Source organism: Allobosea sp. P4_C6 (genome assembly GCF_056402015.1).
Genome location: NZ_JBFUIF010000061.1, coordinates 1 through 14663 on the forward strand (window position 1 = coordinate 1; position 14663 = coordinate 14663).

Below are 14663 nucleotides of genomic sequence, written 5' to 3' on the forward strand. Positions count from 1 at the left end.
ATCTACACGGTTCTCATCGTCGGCAGCGTCAGATGTGTATWAGAGACTGGATATACGATGATGAGGCGGACGAAGTCGAAAGTTACGATTAAAGCACGATGACGCCCGTCGAACGTTCTTTGAGATGGAAATCCAATCGCGATCCCTGGAATGCCTTGTTGTTCTCGCCGCAGGATTAAATTTTCGTCGGGCGGCTCATAATCTGAGATGGTCTCAACCAGCTCTCAGCATGCGCATCAAGTTGCTTGAACAGTACGTGGTGACCCCTTTATATTCGCGATACCCTCGACAGGTTGCGCTCACACCTGGCAGCGAAGCGTTCCAGACCTGCTCAAGCAGCGATCGCCTGCATCGGACTTGCTCGGCATGGCGCACGCGCGTGCATTTCGGCCAGGCCTGCCGAGTGCCGCTCGGCAGGCCTTCCATCCTGCAGCGACACAGAGCACCACGGTCTATCCCATCGGGACTAGCGCATGAGCCCCGCCGCTCGCAGCGCGTCCTCGATCACCTTTCCCACGCCAGTAGCGGACGCCCGAAGCTGCGAGAAGGGGGCGGCAGGTTTGTCGCCGACACGCTCAGGCGTGGCTTCGGATTTCAGTTTTTCGCCATTGGTGGTCAACGAAAGTTCGGATCCCGTCTCGGTCAACTGCCAGAACCGGGCAATGTGACGTGTCGATGAGATCCTCGCTTCGAGCATGAAAGCTCCTGAAGCCCCGATATCGTCCGCACTGCCAAGGGGCGTGCCGTGCCCCATGCCCTCGACGCTGAACGCCTCGATTTTTGGAACGCCGGCGTCATCGCGCCAGACCCGCTGGGAATGCAGGCCTATCGCGTTTTTCTCAGGGCTTACGCGCTGCAGCCCATGAAGGCCCCTCCATTGTGCAACAATGGCGTCCATGTTCGCGTAAGCAACGGTCTGGTCGGCTGCGCCATGCCAAAGCGAGAGCGTGGGCCAAGGCCCATGGTGGCTAGACGCGCTACGCACCATGGCCTCGAGGTCTCGCTCCGCGGGAAGTCCGTGGCCCCGCATCCTGTCAAACGCTTCGGGGATCGAAGTCGGCGCATCCAAAAGGCAGCCCCGCAACGATTGCGCCACCCGCGAAGAGCTCGGGATAGGTTGCGGGCATCACCGAGGTCATCGCGCCGCCGGCCGAAAGCCCGGTGATGAAGACCCGCCGTCGGTCGAGCCCATGGGCCTCGATCATTGTCCCGGCCATCTGCGCAATCGAAAGCGCCTCTCCGGAGCCTCGCCGGATGTCTTCGGGCACGAACCAGTTGAAGCAGAGGTTTGCGTTGTTGGCCCGCTGTTGCTCGGGGTAGAGAAGCGCGAAGCCGTGTCGGTCCGCAAGCTGGGACCAGCCGGCGCCATGGTCGTATGCGGCCGCCGTTTGTATGCAGCCATGTAGTACGACGACCAGCGGCGCCTGTTCCGGCAAACCTTGGGGAACATAGGTGTACGCCCGAAGCGCGCCTGGATTGGCGCCGAACTTGGCGAGCGGCGACAGTCGGGAAGGCATTGCCGGACCTCCGGCCGCCATATGAACCGATTCAGGCGTGCGATCGTGTCAGAGAGATTGCGCATCGCGGCTGTCCTTTGCGGGTCATGCCGAGATGGCGCTGACACGAGCCCAACGGCCGCGCGCTGATTATGTTGCGATGCACAATCTTCATTTGCTGGTCCGTGCCCCATCGGAGCGAGCGGCGGGCGGGGGAATAGCGCGCCGCTGCTCGAAGCCTGCGATTACTCAGGACCATCAAAATTCCGATTCTTGCGTAACAATGAGAATTCGTCCGGATACTCATAAAATTATGTGAGCTACTTTATTTTATTATCGAAATATTCAACTGGAACTTTTTTGTTTTGGATACGTTTCCGACATAGATGGTCATCTTGCGGGATTTTCCTTCCGGCTGACTCATGCGAAGGATTACTTCCATGCTCAAGAGTTTTTTCCTTGTTGCCGTAATCGCTGCCATTCCTGCAACGACCTTCGCTCAGAATGCACCGGCAGCCCAAGGTGGGGCAGTCGGCGGCGCGGCGACCGGAGCGGTTGGCGGCGCGATCGTCGGCGGTCCGATCGGCGCCGTCGTCGGCGGTGTCGGCGGGGCGGTGGTCGGTGCGATCATCGGCGACCAGACGCCGCGCTTCCAGACTTATGTCGTGGAGCAGCGTCGCCCGTCATACACCTATGCCGAGCCCGTGGTCGTCGGCACGACGCTGCCGAGTGAAGGTGTCGTCTATTACGACGTGCCGCGCGAATATGGCGAGACGAGCTATCGCTACACGGTGGTCAACAACCGCACCGTGCTGGTCGATCCCAGAACGGGTCGCATCGTTCAGGTCATCCAGTAAACCGGATCGACTGCCCCGATGGTGATGGCGCGATACGCGTCGTCACCGGCCTAGCCGGCCCATGGGGCATGCCGAAGAACCCACCGGCGAATTCAGGATCGAACCTGCGGGCCAAGCGCCGCAGACGATGGGGTCCATGAAACGCGGCCCCTTCAAGACGCTTGATGATGCACTCGCCGAAATAGAGCGTTTTACCCACGGCACTTGCAGACGGGCGCTACGGGACGATCCAAGCTGACAGCGAGACAACCTGATGGAGCGGCGTGGCATCGGACGAAACCGCATACACAGGAGGCGGTTGGTATGACCGCTCCGTGGTGGCAGACGGGCGTGATCTACCAGATCTATCCGCGTTCATTTCAGGACACGAACGGCGACGGCATCGGCGATCTCAAAGGCATCACRCACAGACTCGACTATCTGGCCAGCCTCGGCATCGACGCCATCTGGATCTCTCCGGTCTACCCTTCGCCGATGGCGGATTTCGGCTATGACGTCGCCGATTACTGCGATGTCGACCCGCGTTTCGGCACTCTTGCCGATTTCGACGATCTTTTGGCCCGCGCCCACGCCCGCGGGCTCAAGGTTCTGCTCGACTTCGTGCCAAACCATACCTCCGACCGCCATACTTGGTTCGTGGAGAGCCGTTCCTCGCGCGACGCTGCGAAACGGGACTGGTACCTCTGGCGCGATCCTGCCCCCGATGGCGGGCCACCCAACAACTGGATCAGTGATTTCGGTGGCTCGGCCTGGGCGTGGGACGAAGCCTCTGGCCAATATTACTACCACGCCTTCCTGAAGGAGCAGCCGGACCTCAACTGGCGCAATCCCGCCGTGCAGGCTTCGATGCACGAGGTGATGCGGTTCTGGTTCGATCGCGGCGTCGACGGTTTCCGTATCGACGTGCTCTGGCACCTGATCAAGGCAGCGGATTATCCCGACAATCCGCCCAATCCGGCCTATCGGCCTGCGATGGGCGAAATGCACCGCGTGCTCCAGCTCCATTCGACCGACCAGCCCGAAGTGCATGCGCTTGCCGCGGAGATGCGCGCCATCGCCGAGAGCTATGGAACGGCAGAGCGGGACGAGCGCGTGCTGATCGGTGAGATCTACCTGCCGGTCGACCGGCTGATGCAATATTACGGGCAGGAGCGGGCAGGCGTGCATCTGCCACTCAACTTTCAACTGATCGATGCGTCTTGGCAGGCGCGCGCTCTTGCGGATTTGATCGCCGGCTACGAGGCGGCGCTTCCACCGGGTGCCTGGCCTAACTGGGTGCTCGGCAACCATGATCGGCCGCGCGTCGCCAGCAAACTGGGTCGGGCGCAGGCTCGCATCGCTGCAATGCTCCTGCTGACGTTGCGGGGCACGCCGACCCTTTATTATGGCGACGAACTCGGCCTGAGCGATTTCCAGATCCCGCCCGGCCGGGTTCAGGACCCCCGCGAATTGCGAGAGCCCGGGCTCGGCCTCGGTCGCGATCCTGTCCGCACACCGATGCCGTGGGACGGAAGCGAGAATGCGGGCTTCAGCACCGCCTCGCCCTGGCTGCCGCTGAATGCCGATTGGCCGGCGCGCAACGTTGCGGTCATGGCTGAGGAGCCGGCCTCGATTCTGGCGCTCTATCGCCGGTTGCTGGCCCTCCGGCGCGCGCATCCGGCATTGGAGATCGGCGATTTCACGCTGCTGGACTCTACAGGCGATGTGCTTGCCTTTGAGCGCCGGCACGGGGTGCAGCGGCTGATCGTGGCGCTTAATATCGGGACAGATGGACAGCGTCTCGAATTGCCGGGCTGGGCAAGCAATTGCCGGCCRATCCTGTCGACGATCGCCGAGTCGACGCTCGTCGAGGATAATGCGCTGCTGCTGCGGGCGAATGAGGGCGTGATCCTAGAAGCCTGATCACGGCTTTTATTTTTTCATCAGATTTTCCGAAAACCGCAATCCACTTTTCGGGCCGATGATTTAGGAAAGGACGACCGTTTGCGCATCGCCATGCTGGCGCCGATCTCCTGGCGCACCCCACCGCGCCATTATGGTCCATGGGAGCTGGTGACCAGTCTCCTGACCGAGGCGCTGGTGGCGCGCGGCGTCGACGTCACCCTATTTGCCACCAGGGACAGCCAGACGGCGGGCACGCTCGCGGGTGTTTGCCCGGCGCCGTATTCCGAAGACCCCACCATCGATGCCAAGGTCTGGGAGATGCTCCACGTTGCCCATGTCTTCGAACGCGCGGACGAGTTCGATCTCATCCATAATCAGGCCGATTTCGTGCCGCTCGCCTTCTCGCGGCTGGTCGAGACGCCGGTGGTGACCACGATCCATGGCTTCTCCTCGGGCCGGATCCTGCCCGCCTTCAAGGCGTATGAGGATCGCGTCCACTACGTCGCGATCAGCGCTGCCGACCGGCATCCCGATTTGCGCTATGCGGCGACGATCCATCACGGGATCAGACTGGAGGATTTTCCCTTTGATCCCGATGGCAGCGAAGACCTCCTCTTCTTCGGCCGGATCCATCCCGACAAGGGGGCGGCCGAGGCGATCACGGCAGCACGCCGCGTAGGCCGACGGCTGGTCATGGCGGGCATCGTGCAGGACCAGAATTACCATAACGAGCATGTCTTGCCCGCTCTCGACGATCGTTCCGTGGCCTATCTTGGCCCGGTCGGCAGGACTGCCCGCACGAAAGCTCTGGGCTCCGCGCGAGCCCTGCTCCACCTCATCAACTTCGAGGAGCCTTTCGGCCTATCGGTCGTGGAGGCTCTCGCCTGCGGAACACCGGTCATCGCCTCCAGGCGCGGCTCGATGCCGGAACTGATCGAGCATGGGGTGACGGGCTTTCTGGTCGATAGCCTCGATGAGGCCGTGGACGCGATTGGGCGCCTCGACGAGATCGATCGCGCCGCCTGCCGCTCGTCAGTCGCCGCGGGCTTCACTGTGGACCGCATGGCCGATCGATACTGGGAACTCTATCGATCGCTCCTTGCATGATAGCCGGCGCGCGGATGTGCTATCAAACCGCCCTTTTACGCAGCGCTATGCGCTTCTCGAACGCCCGAGATCTGCGCTTATGGCGCTGGCGAGGACCCTCTTCGACAAACCTCGCGATGGCTTAGATGCGTGGAAAGCGGATGACGTCGACTAAGCGATGAGCGTTAGCGGCCGCCCGGCTTCGCCTTCGGGCGAGCGCATGCCCGAACTGCTCGGCATGATGCCGGGCGCCCTGCCCACTTGGGCTGATTAACGACTAGGCCGGGCTGACTACGGCTGTCGTTTCCTTGCTCGACGCCGAGCAGATGAACTTCCACCCACTGACCAACGTCGAGAGCACCGGGATATCGCCAGCCAAACTGCTGGATTTCATCCGGTCCTGCGGACTCGAGCCTGTGGTCGTCGACCTGGCGTCCTAGGCGTGACCAGGCTGGTTGGTGACCCAAGTCGCGATCAAGGTACGCGGTTCGCAGGCGGCCGCGACGGTCAGTTAGGCATCCGGAACGTGAACCGGGTCTCCTCGAGCGTGGACGTGGCGTCCAGCGTGCCGCCGTGCGCCTTGGCGATCTCGGAGCAGATGTAGAGCCCCAAGCCGAGGCCCTGTTGGCTTGGCCTCACAGCGCCGCGGACGAAGGGCTTGAATAGTTCTGACGCCACCTCCGGCGGAATCACTTCGCCGGAATTCGAAACCGAGAGTTCGAAGACGCCGGGCGCCGTCATTCCCCTCACGACGACGGGGCGATCATCGGCGCCATGCGTGAGCGCGTTCGCCACAAGGTTGGACAGCATCTGGGCGATGCGGGCGTTGTCGCAGTGGACCTCACCCGCGATGTCGAACTCGGCAAGAATGTCGCGGTTGGGATGTGAGGTCCGAAGCTCGTTGATCACCTCGCCCAGTCGGCTCTCCAAGTCGCCGACAACTTGGCGCCTCAGCGCGATGCCGCTGCCCATGCGCCCACGCGCGAAATCCAGCACGTCGTTAATCAGGCCCGACATCCGGACGACGCTGGAACTCATCATCTTCGTGAGCGACCGTATCTTGTTCAGGTCTTCGGTCCGGTCCTGCATGCGCAGGCCGGCATCGATCGAGGCGAGGGGGTTCCTGAGGTCGTGGCCGAGGACAGCGATAAATTGCTCCCGCGTCTCGCCGGTCTGGACCTCGGTTGCGAGGCTCGCCTGGCTTTCGGCCAACTTCTGGTGAGCGTCGAGGTGGAAGGCGATCAGCTCCGCAAACAGCTTGAAAGTGGCGATCGTCGAAGGGGTGCTGACGACGTGCGGCTTTGGATCGATCGCGCACAGCGTGCCAAAGAAGCGGCCGTCCGACAGGACGATCGGCATCGAGATGTAGCTTTGGAGGCCGTACATCGCCGGCGTGTGGTGGGAGCAGTAGACCGGGTCCTCCGCGACGTTGTCGATCACCACGATCTCGCGATGGTCCCGGATTTCGTTGCAGATAGTCGTCTCGATCTTGAGTTCGCCGCCCGGCTGGAGACCGAAGGCGATCTCGTCGCGGACCCCGCAGGCGACCCAGCGGTCGTCGGTGACCCGCGCGACGGCGGCGAAGCCCATTCCGGTAATGCGGCACACCACGTCGAGAATGCTTGGCACCGCCGCGATTTGGGCGACCGCATCGAGGTCATCTTGAAAGTCGTGCAATGGCGGGACCTGTGGAGATCGGAAGCAATCACTACCACGCCGCAGTCTTGGACCGAAAGTTTGCGGCCGGCCAGGCAGCCAGCGCATGCAGCAGCGCGTCCTCGCGATACGGCTTCTCCAGAAAGACGGTCTCGGACGGCATCTCCTCCGCCCTCGGCGAGACCCGGCCGGACGCCAGGATCAAGGTCACCGGCGGCCAGCGCTTGCGGATTGCGTGGATCAGCTTCAGGCCGTCCATAGATCCTCCGGGCATCTCGATGTCGGAGAACACGACGCGGATATCAGGGCGGGTCTCAAGAAGCTCGATGGCTTCGTCGGCGTGCGCTGCCTCGATGACGTCGTAGCCAGCCTCCTCGATCAACGCGACCGCGTTCATGCGAATGAGTGGCTCATCCTCCACGACCAGAACAAGAGTTTTTGTCATGGGAACTCTCGAGGGGACCAACCCGATCTAACTGTCGGGGAATGGAATGGTTGCATAGAGGTGCAAGCGAATTCCTAACGCCTCGTCAGCCATTCGGCCGCAGCCATGCAGCCGCCCGTCGATCACCACCTCCGAGTGCTCCCCCCGAGCTTCTCCAGCAGGTACCGGTCGTCCTCCGAATAGTACCGGGCCCTCTGGAGATAATCGCGGCGAATGCCTGGATCGACTCGATGGACGTCCAGCCAAGATAGGGTGCCGACCTCGGTGGGCGGTTGCCGATATCCCCCGCAGCATCGGGAAACTTAGGTTGCCTTCCGTGCCGTCGTAATCGCTGAGGATGCATGCTGCCAGACAAGCCCGGCCCGACAACCGGCTTCCGGGCGAGATGGAGGGAGGCCTTAGTAAACCTGCCTACTGCAATTGAATCTTGAGCTTGCGGATGAGCGGCACCCAGCTCTGGTCCTCCTTCTCGAGATAGGCTCGGAAGGCCTCGCGCTCCATCGGTGCGGCCCGGGTGCCGAGATCGGCGAAGCGCTTGGCGGTATCGGGCTCGTTCAGGATTTTCGTCACCGCGGCATGGATCGCGGCGACGACAGGCTCCGGCCTCTTGGCAGGCRCCATCAGGCCCGTGAAGGTCTGGCCRTCGAATTCCGGATAGCCGAGCTCGACGAATGTCGGGACGTCCGGCAGTTCCGGCAGCCGCTTCGCCCCCGTCACCGCGAGGGCGCGGGTCTTGCCGGTGGTCACGAAGGGCAACGCGACGGAGAGCTGGTCCAGGTTGAAATCGACCTGTCCGCCGACAAGATCGTTGGTCGCTGGCGCATTGCCGCGATACTGGACAGTCGTCCAGCTCGCTCCAAGCTTGGATTGCATCACCTCGGAGATCAGATGGTTGGTCGTCCCGGCACCTGGAGACGCCATGTTCAGCGGAGGATTGCGCGTTTTCGCGAGCTCGACGAACTCGGCGAAGCTCTTCGCGGGCCGGTCCGGATGCACCTGCAGGATCAGCGGCGTCAGGGTCAGGGTCGTGATCGGCACGAAATCCTTGCGCCATTCATAGGCGCGGCGTGCGGCCATCTCGGGCGCGAACAGGATCGGCCCGTTGGCGCCGACCAGCAGAACGCTGCCGTCCGGCTCGCCCTTCGCCACCACTTCGCTGCCGATCAGACCTCCGGCGCCGGGCCTGTTTTCGATCACGAAGGCCTGCCCGGTATCGCGCTGGAGCTTCTCGGCGAGAAGCCGCGCCGCGACGTCGACATTGCCGCCGGCAGCATAGGGTACCATGAGTTTAACCATGCCCCTGGGCCATGTCTGGGCCCCAGCCTCTCCCGCGAAGACGATGCCGGCCATGGCGATGACGCCGATCATGAGACGTTTCATCTTGCACTCCCCAGAATTTATTGTCGGGTCTTTGTTGCGCCGCTTGCCTCAGAAGCCGAACAGCCTCGCAGGATTGTCGACGAGCACGGCGCGTCGCAGAGCCTCGTCGGGCACGGCACGGAACAGGAAGTCGAGAAGATCGCCCTCGTTCGGCGGCTGCCGGACGGAGACCGGATGAGGCCAGTCGCTGCCCCAGATGATGCGGTCGGGTGCGGCCTCGAGCAGCGCCTCCACGGTCGGGATGACGTCGTCCCAGGGTGCGCCGGCCCGCGAGATCTTCTCGGTGAGCGAGAGCATTACCCAGACCGTGTCGCGTTTCAGCAGTTGCAGGATCTTGGCGAGGCTGGGGTCGTCCTTTCCTCGGGCGGGATCGGGGCGGCCCATATGGTCGAGCACCAGTGGCAGGTCGAGCGCTTCGAAAGGTGCGATGTTGCCGATGATGCCCTCGACCTCGGGCTGCACCTTCACATACCAGCCGAGCTCGCGGATGCGTGCGAGCGCGCGCTCGAACTCCGTCTCGCTCATGCCGATGCCAAGCCCCGCTCGTGTGAAGCGCGCGCCCTTCACGCCGGCGGCGTCGAGCTTTGCGAGATAGGCGTCGCCACGGTCCTGGAAGACGGCGGCGTTGGCGCAGCCGCGATAGTTCGGGCCGGCGAGCGCCAGACCATCCAGCGTGACGCTGTGATCGGCGCCGTATGTGGTCGGCTGGACGACGACACCGCGGGAGATACCGAGTGTCGCATGCATGGCGAGCGCGGTTTCGATGCTGGCGCTCGGCATCTCGTAGACCGCACCGGGGCGCACCGGGTAGCGCTCCGCGGGGCCGAGCACATGGAACTGGCTGTCGCAGGCCAAGGCGGGCAGCGGCGACTTCGGCGCGCGCGGTGCGGGATCGAACGGGAGGTAGGTCGCCATCACAAGGCTCCGGTCGCGATCAGGATTTGGAGGTCTGGTGGATCGCCCGCATCGTCATGATCTCGCCGAGCGTCGTGTAGTTCGGGCCGGCGATGCGCCCGATCGGGTCGAGCGCGCGGGTATCGACCTTGCCGTCGGCCATCAGCCCGTCCCGCAGGCGGAAGACGAGCACCTCGCCGACGAGGAGGCGGCTGCGTGTCTCGCCGAACTCGATGCAGTGCCGCAGCCGGCATTCCATAGCGACGGGCGCGGCGGCCAACCGCGGCACCGCGACATGCAGGCTAGGCGCGGTTTCCAGCCCCAGCTCCGCGACCTCGCTGACCTCAGGCGCGAACTCCTTCGCGCTGTCATGCAGCGGTTCGACCAACGAACGATCGGCGATGTGGACGACGAATTCCTCGCTCGCGAGGATGTTGCGGGCCGTGTCCTTGTAGGTGTCGCCCTTGCGGCCGACGCTGATCGCCAGCAGGGGCGGCTTCGGCGAGACGAAGGTAAAATGGCTGAAAGGCGCCAGATTAACGGTGCCGGCAGCCGAAATCGTCGTCACCCATGCGATCGGGCGCGGCACGACGAGCCCGGTCAGCAGGCGATAGCTCGCCTCGGCCGGCAGGTCCGCAGCCGCGATGTCGGTCGTCCCGCCCATCAGCCCCGACCCTCCATGACCGCCACGAAGTCGCACTGGATGAGCTTGCCGCCGTCGAGTTCGCCAGCCATCGCCTGGCGAGCCGGGCGGTTCGCGGGATCGGGGAACATCGCGAGCCATTCGAGATTGACCTGCTCGCGCTGCGAGCGGTCGGACAGCCAGACCGTCACCTTGACGATGTCGTCGGTCGAGCCGCCGGCTTCCTGCATGATGCTGCGGATATGCCGGAACATCAGCGCGCATTGCGCGTCGAGCGTTTCGGCCGGCTTGCCCGTTTCCGGATCGAGCCCGTAGACGATGCCCGACATCAGCACGTCGCCGACGCGGCAGGCGGCAGGGATCGGGTTCTTGTGGCCGAAGCCCTCGACATGGATGCTCTGGCGTCTGGTCATCGCGACCCCTCAGGCGAAATGGCAGGAGACCGTGCCGAACGGTCCGTAATCGGCATGGATCGTGTCGCCCCGGGAGCAGGGGATCGGGCGGATGAAGGATCCCGCCAGGATCACCTGACCGGGCTCCAGCACCACGCCCCGCGGGGCCAGCTTGTCGGCGAGCCAGACGATGCCGTTGGCGGGGTTGTTGAGCACACCGGCGGCGACGCCGGTCTCCTCGACCATGCCGTTCTTGCTGACGATGGCGGAGATCCAGCGCAGGTCGGCGTCCTGCGGCCGGAAGGGGCGTCCGCCCAGGACGATGCCGCAATTGGCGGCGTTGTCGGCGATGGTGTCGACGACCTTGCGCGTCGCCTTGCTGGCGGGGTCGATGCGCTGAATGCGCGCATCGAGGATCTCCAGCGCCGGCACGACGTAGTCCGCGGCGTTGAGCACGTCGAAGACCGTGCAGCGCGGCCCCGCGACCCTGTCCTTCAGCACGAAGGCGAGTTCGGCCTCAATCTTGAGCTCGATATAGCGATCGGTCGGGATCCGGCCGCCATCCGGAAAGAGCATGTCGTCGAGCAGCACTCCGTAATCCGGCTCGTCGATATTGACTGCGCTCTGCATGGCCCGCGAGGTGAGGCCGATCTTTCGGCCGATGACCTTGCGCCCGGCGGCGAGCTTGCTCTCCATCCAGGCGCTCTGCACGGCATAGGCATCGTCAATGGTCAGCCCCGGATGGGCGAGGCTGAGCTGGCCCATCTGCACGCGGCTGCGCTCGGCTTCGTCGAGGGCGCGTGCCGCGGCGGCGATCTGGTTGGCAGAGAGCATGGTCGCCCCTTATGCTTCGTCGACGACGCGATTGGAGAGCAGGCCGATGCCGGGAACCTCGACCTCGACGAGATCGCCAGGCTTCAGCCAGCGCGGCGGGTCGAAGCGAACCCCGGCCCCGGTCGGCGTCCCCGTCACGATGATGTCCCCCGGCTTCAGCGTCGCGAAGGTGGAGAGATAGGCGAGCAGCCGATCGAACGGGAACATCAGGCGCTCGGTCGTGTCGTTCTGGCGCTCCTCGCCATTGACACGCGTCGTCAGTTCCAGCGGCCGCGAGAGATCGATGTCGTCGGAGGTGACGATCCACGGACCGATCGAGCCGGAGCGGTCGAAATTCTTGCCTTGGGTAACGTTGAACTTGCCGTGCCGCAGCCAGTCCCGCACCGTGCCCTCGTTGCACAGCGTCAGGCCGAAGACGTGGTCCAACGCGCTTTCGCGCGGGATGTGGCGCCCGCCCCGGCCGATCACCAGAGCGATCTCGCCCTCGTAGTCGAGCTGTTCGGAGACTTTTGGGCGTTCGAGCGGGACGCCGTGACCGACGAAGGAGGAGGCCGAGCGGCAGAACAGGCTCGGATAGCGCGGAAGGTCCGAGCCGTCCTTGTACTCGGCATTGCGGTCGGCATAGTTCACGCCGACGCACCAGATTTTCTCCGGCGCAGGGATCGGGATCAGCAGTTCGACATCGGCGAGCGCATGGTCGGCGCTCTGCCCCTTGGCCGCGTCGCGCAGAGTCTGAAGAGTTCCCGCGGCAATCGCATGTCGCAGGGTGGGCAAGGCCGGCAGGCGCCGGCCGAGATCGATCACCCCGTCGTCGACGATCGCGCCATAGCCTTCCGCCTCGGCGCTGCGAAAGCTCGCCAGCCTCATGAACTTTTCCTCCCCGCCGGCGGATTATCCGGGCCTGTTCTCGTTGATCGGATCGAAGCGCGCAGCGAGGTGGGGCACAACTGGATTCCTCATTTTCTGTCCATATAATGGACAAGACCGATGGAGCTGAGGTGGACCGCGTCGCATGAGATCCCCGAATGTCAGAGCTGACGCTGTTCAAGGCACCGGCAGCCTCCGACGGGCGATCGAGATCCTGCGCATCCTGGCCGCGAGCCGGGAGGCTGGGCTCGGCCTGTCGGCGCTTGCGCGGTCGACGGGCGTGCCGCATCCGACCGTGCACCGGATGCTGAAGGCTTTGGYCGCCGAGGGGCTCGTCGAACACAGGCCGGCGACGCGGCGCTATGTCGTCGGCGAGCAGATCCAGTTCCTCGCCCTCTCGCGGGAGCGCCCGAGCGTGCTGCAGGCCGTGGGCGAGCCCCACATCGCCCGTGCGGCGGAGACGGTGGGAGACACGTTCTTCCTGACGCAACGTACCGGCTTCGACACGATCTGCATCTCGCGTGTGCTCGGCTCCTATCCCATCCAGGTGCTGCCGTTGCGCGTCGGGGATCGTCGTCCGCTCGGCGTCAGCAGCGCGGGGCTGGCTTTGCTCGCGGCGCTCGAACCCGGCGAGGCCGCCGCGGTGCTCGCCGAGAATCGGGGGCGGTTGCGCAGCTACCGCATCGACGAGGCGGTGGCTCACGGCTGGGTGCGCACCGCCCGGCATCTCGGCTATGCCCTGCGCGACCGGGGGCTGGTACCGGGCACCCGCGCGCTGTCGGTCGCGATACGCGACGAGGCCGGCCGGCCCTTCGCCGCCGTAACCGTGGCCGGGGTGACGCGCCGTATGGGACATTTGCAGGTGGAGGCTCTAGCATCCCAGCTGCAGGACATCGCCGCCACAATCGGGCGCGAACTCCGCAGGTGAAAAAAGGCCGATCTGGGCTGGCCACGATAATTCGCCGGTCAACGTCTGCCGACCCGGATTGGACGGAAGTACGGCCGGCCAAATGTCGGCATTACGGCTGAAGCCCAACTTCTGCTTCTGGCGCGAGGCGAGCGCCACGTCCCGCAACACTTGATAGAATAACCCCGGATGCGGCGTCCCAAGAGGGGATCAGCCATGGATATCCAAGCGCAGAACCAACTGCCTCATCAGGCGTGGAACCTCGAGCGCATCATCGGACCGAAACCACCTCTGAATCCAAAGCATATCTGGGCGATACGCACCCGGCTGCAGCACGAGGCGCGCGTTCGTGATCTCGCCATGTTCAATCTCGCGATCCAGAGCAAGCTAAGGGGATGCGATCTGGTTCGTCTCCGCGTTGGCGATGTCGTCCTCGGAGGCACCGTTCGCCTGCGAACGGCGATGTTCAACAGAAGACCTGGCGGCCGGTGCCGTTTAAACTAGTCGATTCGGCCCGCGAGGCACTCACAGCGTGGCTCAGAAAGAGAGGCCCGCGCGAAGAGGATTGGCTCTTCCCGAGCCGTAGCCGGCATGGTGATCACATCACAACGCGCCAGTACGGCCGTCTCCTCGACACCTGGGTGGGTCTGATCGGATTGGATCCAGCGCTCTATGGAACTCACAGTCTCCGCCGAACGAAGGTCGCGCTGATCTATAAACGCACCGGCAATCTGCGCGCCTGTCAGCTCCTGCTCGGCCATACAAAGCTGGAGAGCACCGTGCGCTACCTCGGCATCGAGGTTGACGACGCGCTTCTCCTTTCGGAGCAAACGGACTTGTGACACTGGGCACGGCGGGCACCCGGCGTGCCATTTCGTCATTCGGCCAACGGCGCAATTGGGTGGGAAGCGGTAGTTCGGCGGCACCCTCAGTTTCTGCCGATCCGCGCCCACAACCAGACATTGGGGGTGCGCCACGAAGCGGACAATTCGCAAAAGAGAAGACTGAGGCTGGTGATCGTTGCTCAGGGACCGCCAGCCCCTTTTGAACCCAGCTACAGGCGTTTTGCAATTCGCGGATCGAGGGAGTCTCGCAGGCCGTCGCCGAGGAGGTTTACGGCGAGGACGGTGATGGAGAGGAACACGGCCGGGAACAGGATGATATGCGGCCGGACCTGCCAGAGCGCCCTGCCCTCGGCCATGATGTTGCCCCAGGACGGCGTCGCCGGCGGCACGCCGGCGCCGATGAAGGACAGGATCGCCTCGACGATCATGGCGCTGGCGCAGATATAGGTCGCCTGCACGCTCATCGGCGCGAAGGTG

15 protein-coding genes and 2 pseudogenes are annotated in these 14663 nt (G+C 64.1%); 6 read left to right on the forward strand and 11 right to left on the reverse strand.

Annotated features, from left to right (window positions below; genetic code table 11):
• Positions 1-124: 124 nt before the first annotated feature.
• Positions 125-295, forward strand: a pseudogene (locus AC1DVA_RS24055) (helix-turn-helix domain-containing protein); the annotation flags it as partial.
• 171 nt (positions 296-466) lie between these two features.
• Here AC1DVA_RS24055 and AC1DVA_RS24060 read toward each other — a convergent pair.
• Entirely contained in the window at positions 467-898 is a 432-nt protein-coding gene (locus AC1DVA_RS24060; protein WP_476807531.1) for a hypothetical protein, read from the reverse strand.
• A gap of 136 nt (positions 899-1034) precedes the next feature.
• Positions 1035-1517 carry an extracellular catalytic domain type 1 short-chain-length polyhydroxyalkanoate depolymerase gene (locus tag AC1DVA_RS24065; RefSeq protein ID WP_476807524.1) on the reverse strand — a complete coding sequence of 161 codons (483 nt, stop codon included), beginning with the start codon at positions 1515-1517 and terminating at the stop codon, positions 1035-1037.
• Between the two features lie 419 nt (positions 1518-1936).
• On the opposite strand from AC1DVA_RS24065, the gene AC1DVA_RS24070 reads away from it, so the two are divergent.
• The 3 genes from AC1DVA_RS24070 to AC1DVA_RS24080 all read left to right on the forward strand — a co-directional run bounded on the left by AC1DVA_RS24070 (position 1937) and on the right by AC1DVA_RS24080 (position 5344).
• On the forward strand, positions 1937-2353 hold the full coding sequence (locus AC1DVA_RS24070; protein WP_476807525.1) for a DUF1236 domain-containing protein: 417 nt from the start codon (positions 1937-1939) through the stop codon (positions 2351-2353).
• Between the two features lie 303 nt (positions 2354-2656).
• Complete coding sequence (locus AC1DVA_RS24075) at positions 2657-4255, forward strand: alpha-amylase family glycosyl hydrolase (protein ID WP_265054380.1); 1599 nt, start codon at positions 2657-2659, stop codon at positions 4253-4255.
• Positions 4256-4336: 81 nt separating this feature from the next.
• On the forward strand, positions 4337-5344 hold the full coding sequence (locus AC1DVA_RS24080; RefSeq protein ID WP_476807526.1) for a glycosyltransferase family 4 protein: 1008 nt from the start codon (positions 4337-4339) through the stop codon (positions 5342-5344).
• Between the two features lie 486 nt (positions 5345-5830).
• Here the strand turns inward: AC1DVA_RS24080 and AC1DVA_RS24085 are convergent, their stop codons facing one another.
• The 8 genes from AC1DVA_RS24085 to AC1DVA_RS24120 all read right to left on the reverse strand — a co-directional run bounded on the left by AC1DVA_RS24085 (position 5831) and on the right by AC1DVA_RS24120 (position 12434).
• Positions 5831-7000 (reverse strand): GAF domain-containing sensor histidine kinase, encoded by a 1170-nt coding sequence (locus AC1DVA_RS24085; RefSeq protein ID WP_265054382.1) that lies wholly within the window; start codon positions 6998-7000, stop codon positions 5831-5833.
• Positions 7001-7031: 31 nt separating this feature from the next.
• Positions 7032-7424, reverse strand: a complete 393-nt coding sequence (locus tag AC1DVA_RS24090) for a response regulator (protein ID WP_265054383.1) — start codon at positions 7422-7424, stop codon at positions 7032-7034.
• 411 nt (positions 7425-7835) lie between these two features.
• Positions 7836-8804, reverse strand: a complete 969-nt coding sequence (locus AC1DVA_RS24095) for a Bug family tripartite tricarboxylate transporter substrate binding protein (RefSeq protein ID WP_476807527.1) — start codon at positions 8802-8804, stop codon at positions 7836-7838.
• Between the two features lie 48 nt (positions 8805-8852).
• Positions 8853-9719: an amidohydrolase family protein gene (locus AC1DVA_RS24100; RefSeq protein WP_265054385.1), complete on the reverse strand. Its 867-nt coding sequence runs from the start codon at positions 9717-9719 to the stop codon at positions 8853-8855.
• A 19-nt stretch (positions 9720-9738) separates the two neighbouring features.
• Complete coding sequence (locus tag AC1DVA_RS24105) at positions 9739-10362, reverse strand: flavin reductase family protein (RefSeq protein ID WP_265054386.1); 624 nt, start codon at positions 10360-10362, stop codon at positions 9739-9741.
• Positions 10362-10754, reverse strand: a complete 393-nt coding sequence (locus AC1DVA_RS24110) for a RidA family protein (RefSeq protein WP_265054387.1) — start codon at positions 10752-10754, stop codon at positions 10362-10364. The genes AC1DVA_RS24105 and AC1DVA_RS24110 overlap by 1 nt, the downstream gene beginning before the upstream one ends.
• Positions 10755-10763: 9 nt before the next feature.
• Positions 10764-11567, reverse strand: a complete 804-nt coding sequence (hpaH, locus tag AC1DVA_RS24115; RefSeq protein ID WP_476807528.1) for a 2-oxo-hept-4-ene-1,7-dioate hydratase — start codon at positions 11565-11567, stop codon at positions 10764-10766.
• 9 nt (positions 11568-11576) lie between these two features.
• Positions 11577-12434, reverse strand: a complete 858-nt coding sequence (locus tag AC1DVA_RS24120; protein WP_265054389.1) for a fumarylacetoacetate hydrolase family protein — start codon at positions 12432-12434, stop codon at positions 11577-11579.
• Between the two features lie 145 nt (positions 12435-12579).
• On the opposite strand from AC1DVA_RS24120, the gene AC1DVA_RS24125 reads away from it, so the two are divergent.
• Both AC1DVA_RS24125 and AC1DVA_RS24130 read left to right on the forward strand, forming a co-directional pair.
• Positions 12580-13362 carry an IclR family transcriptional regulator gene (locus tag AC1DVA_RS24125; RefSeq protein ID WP_476807529.1) on the forward strand — a complete coding sequence of 261 codons (783 nt, stop codon included), beginning with the start codon at positions 12580-12582 and terminating at the stop codon, positions 13360-13362.
• A gap of 195 nt (positions 13363-13557) precedes the next feature.
• A pseudogene (locus AC1DVA_RS24130) lies at positions 13558-14183 on the forward strand (tyrosine-type recombinase/integrase).
• Between the two features lie 212 nt (positions 14184-14395).
• Here the strand turns inward: AC1DVA_RS24130 and AC1DVA_RS24135 are convergent.
• Positions 14396-14663: ABC transporter permease subunit (locus AC1DVA_RS24135; protein WP_476807530.1), on the reverse strand; the 268-nt coding region annotated here is incomplete at its 5' end.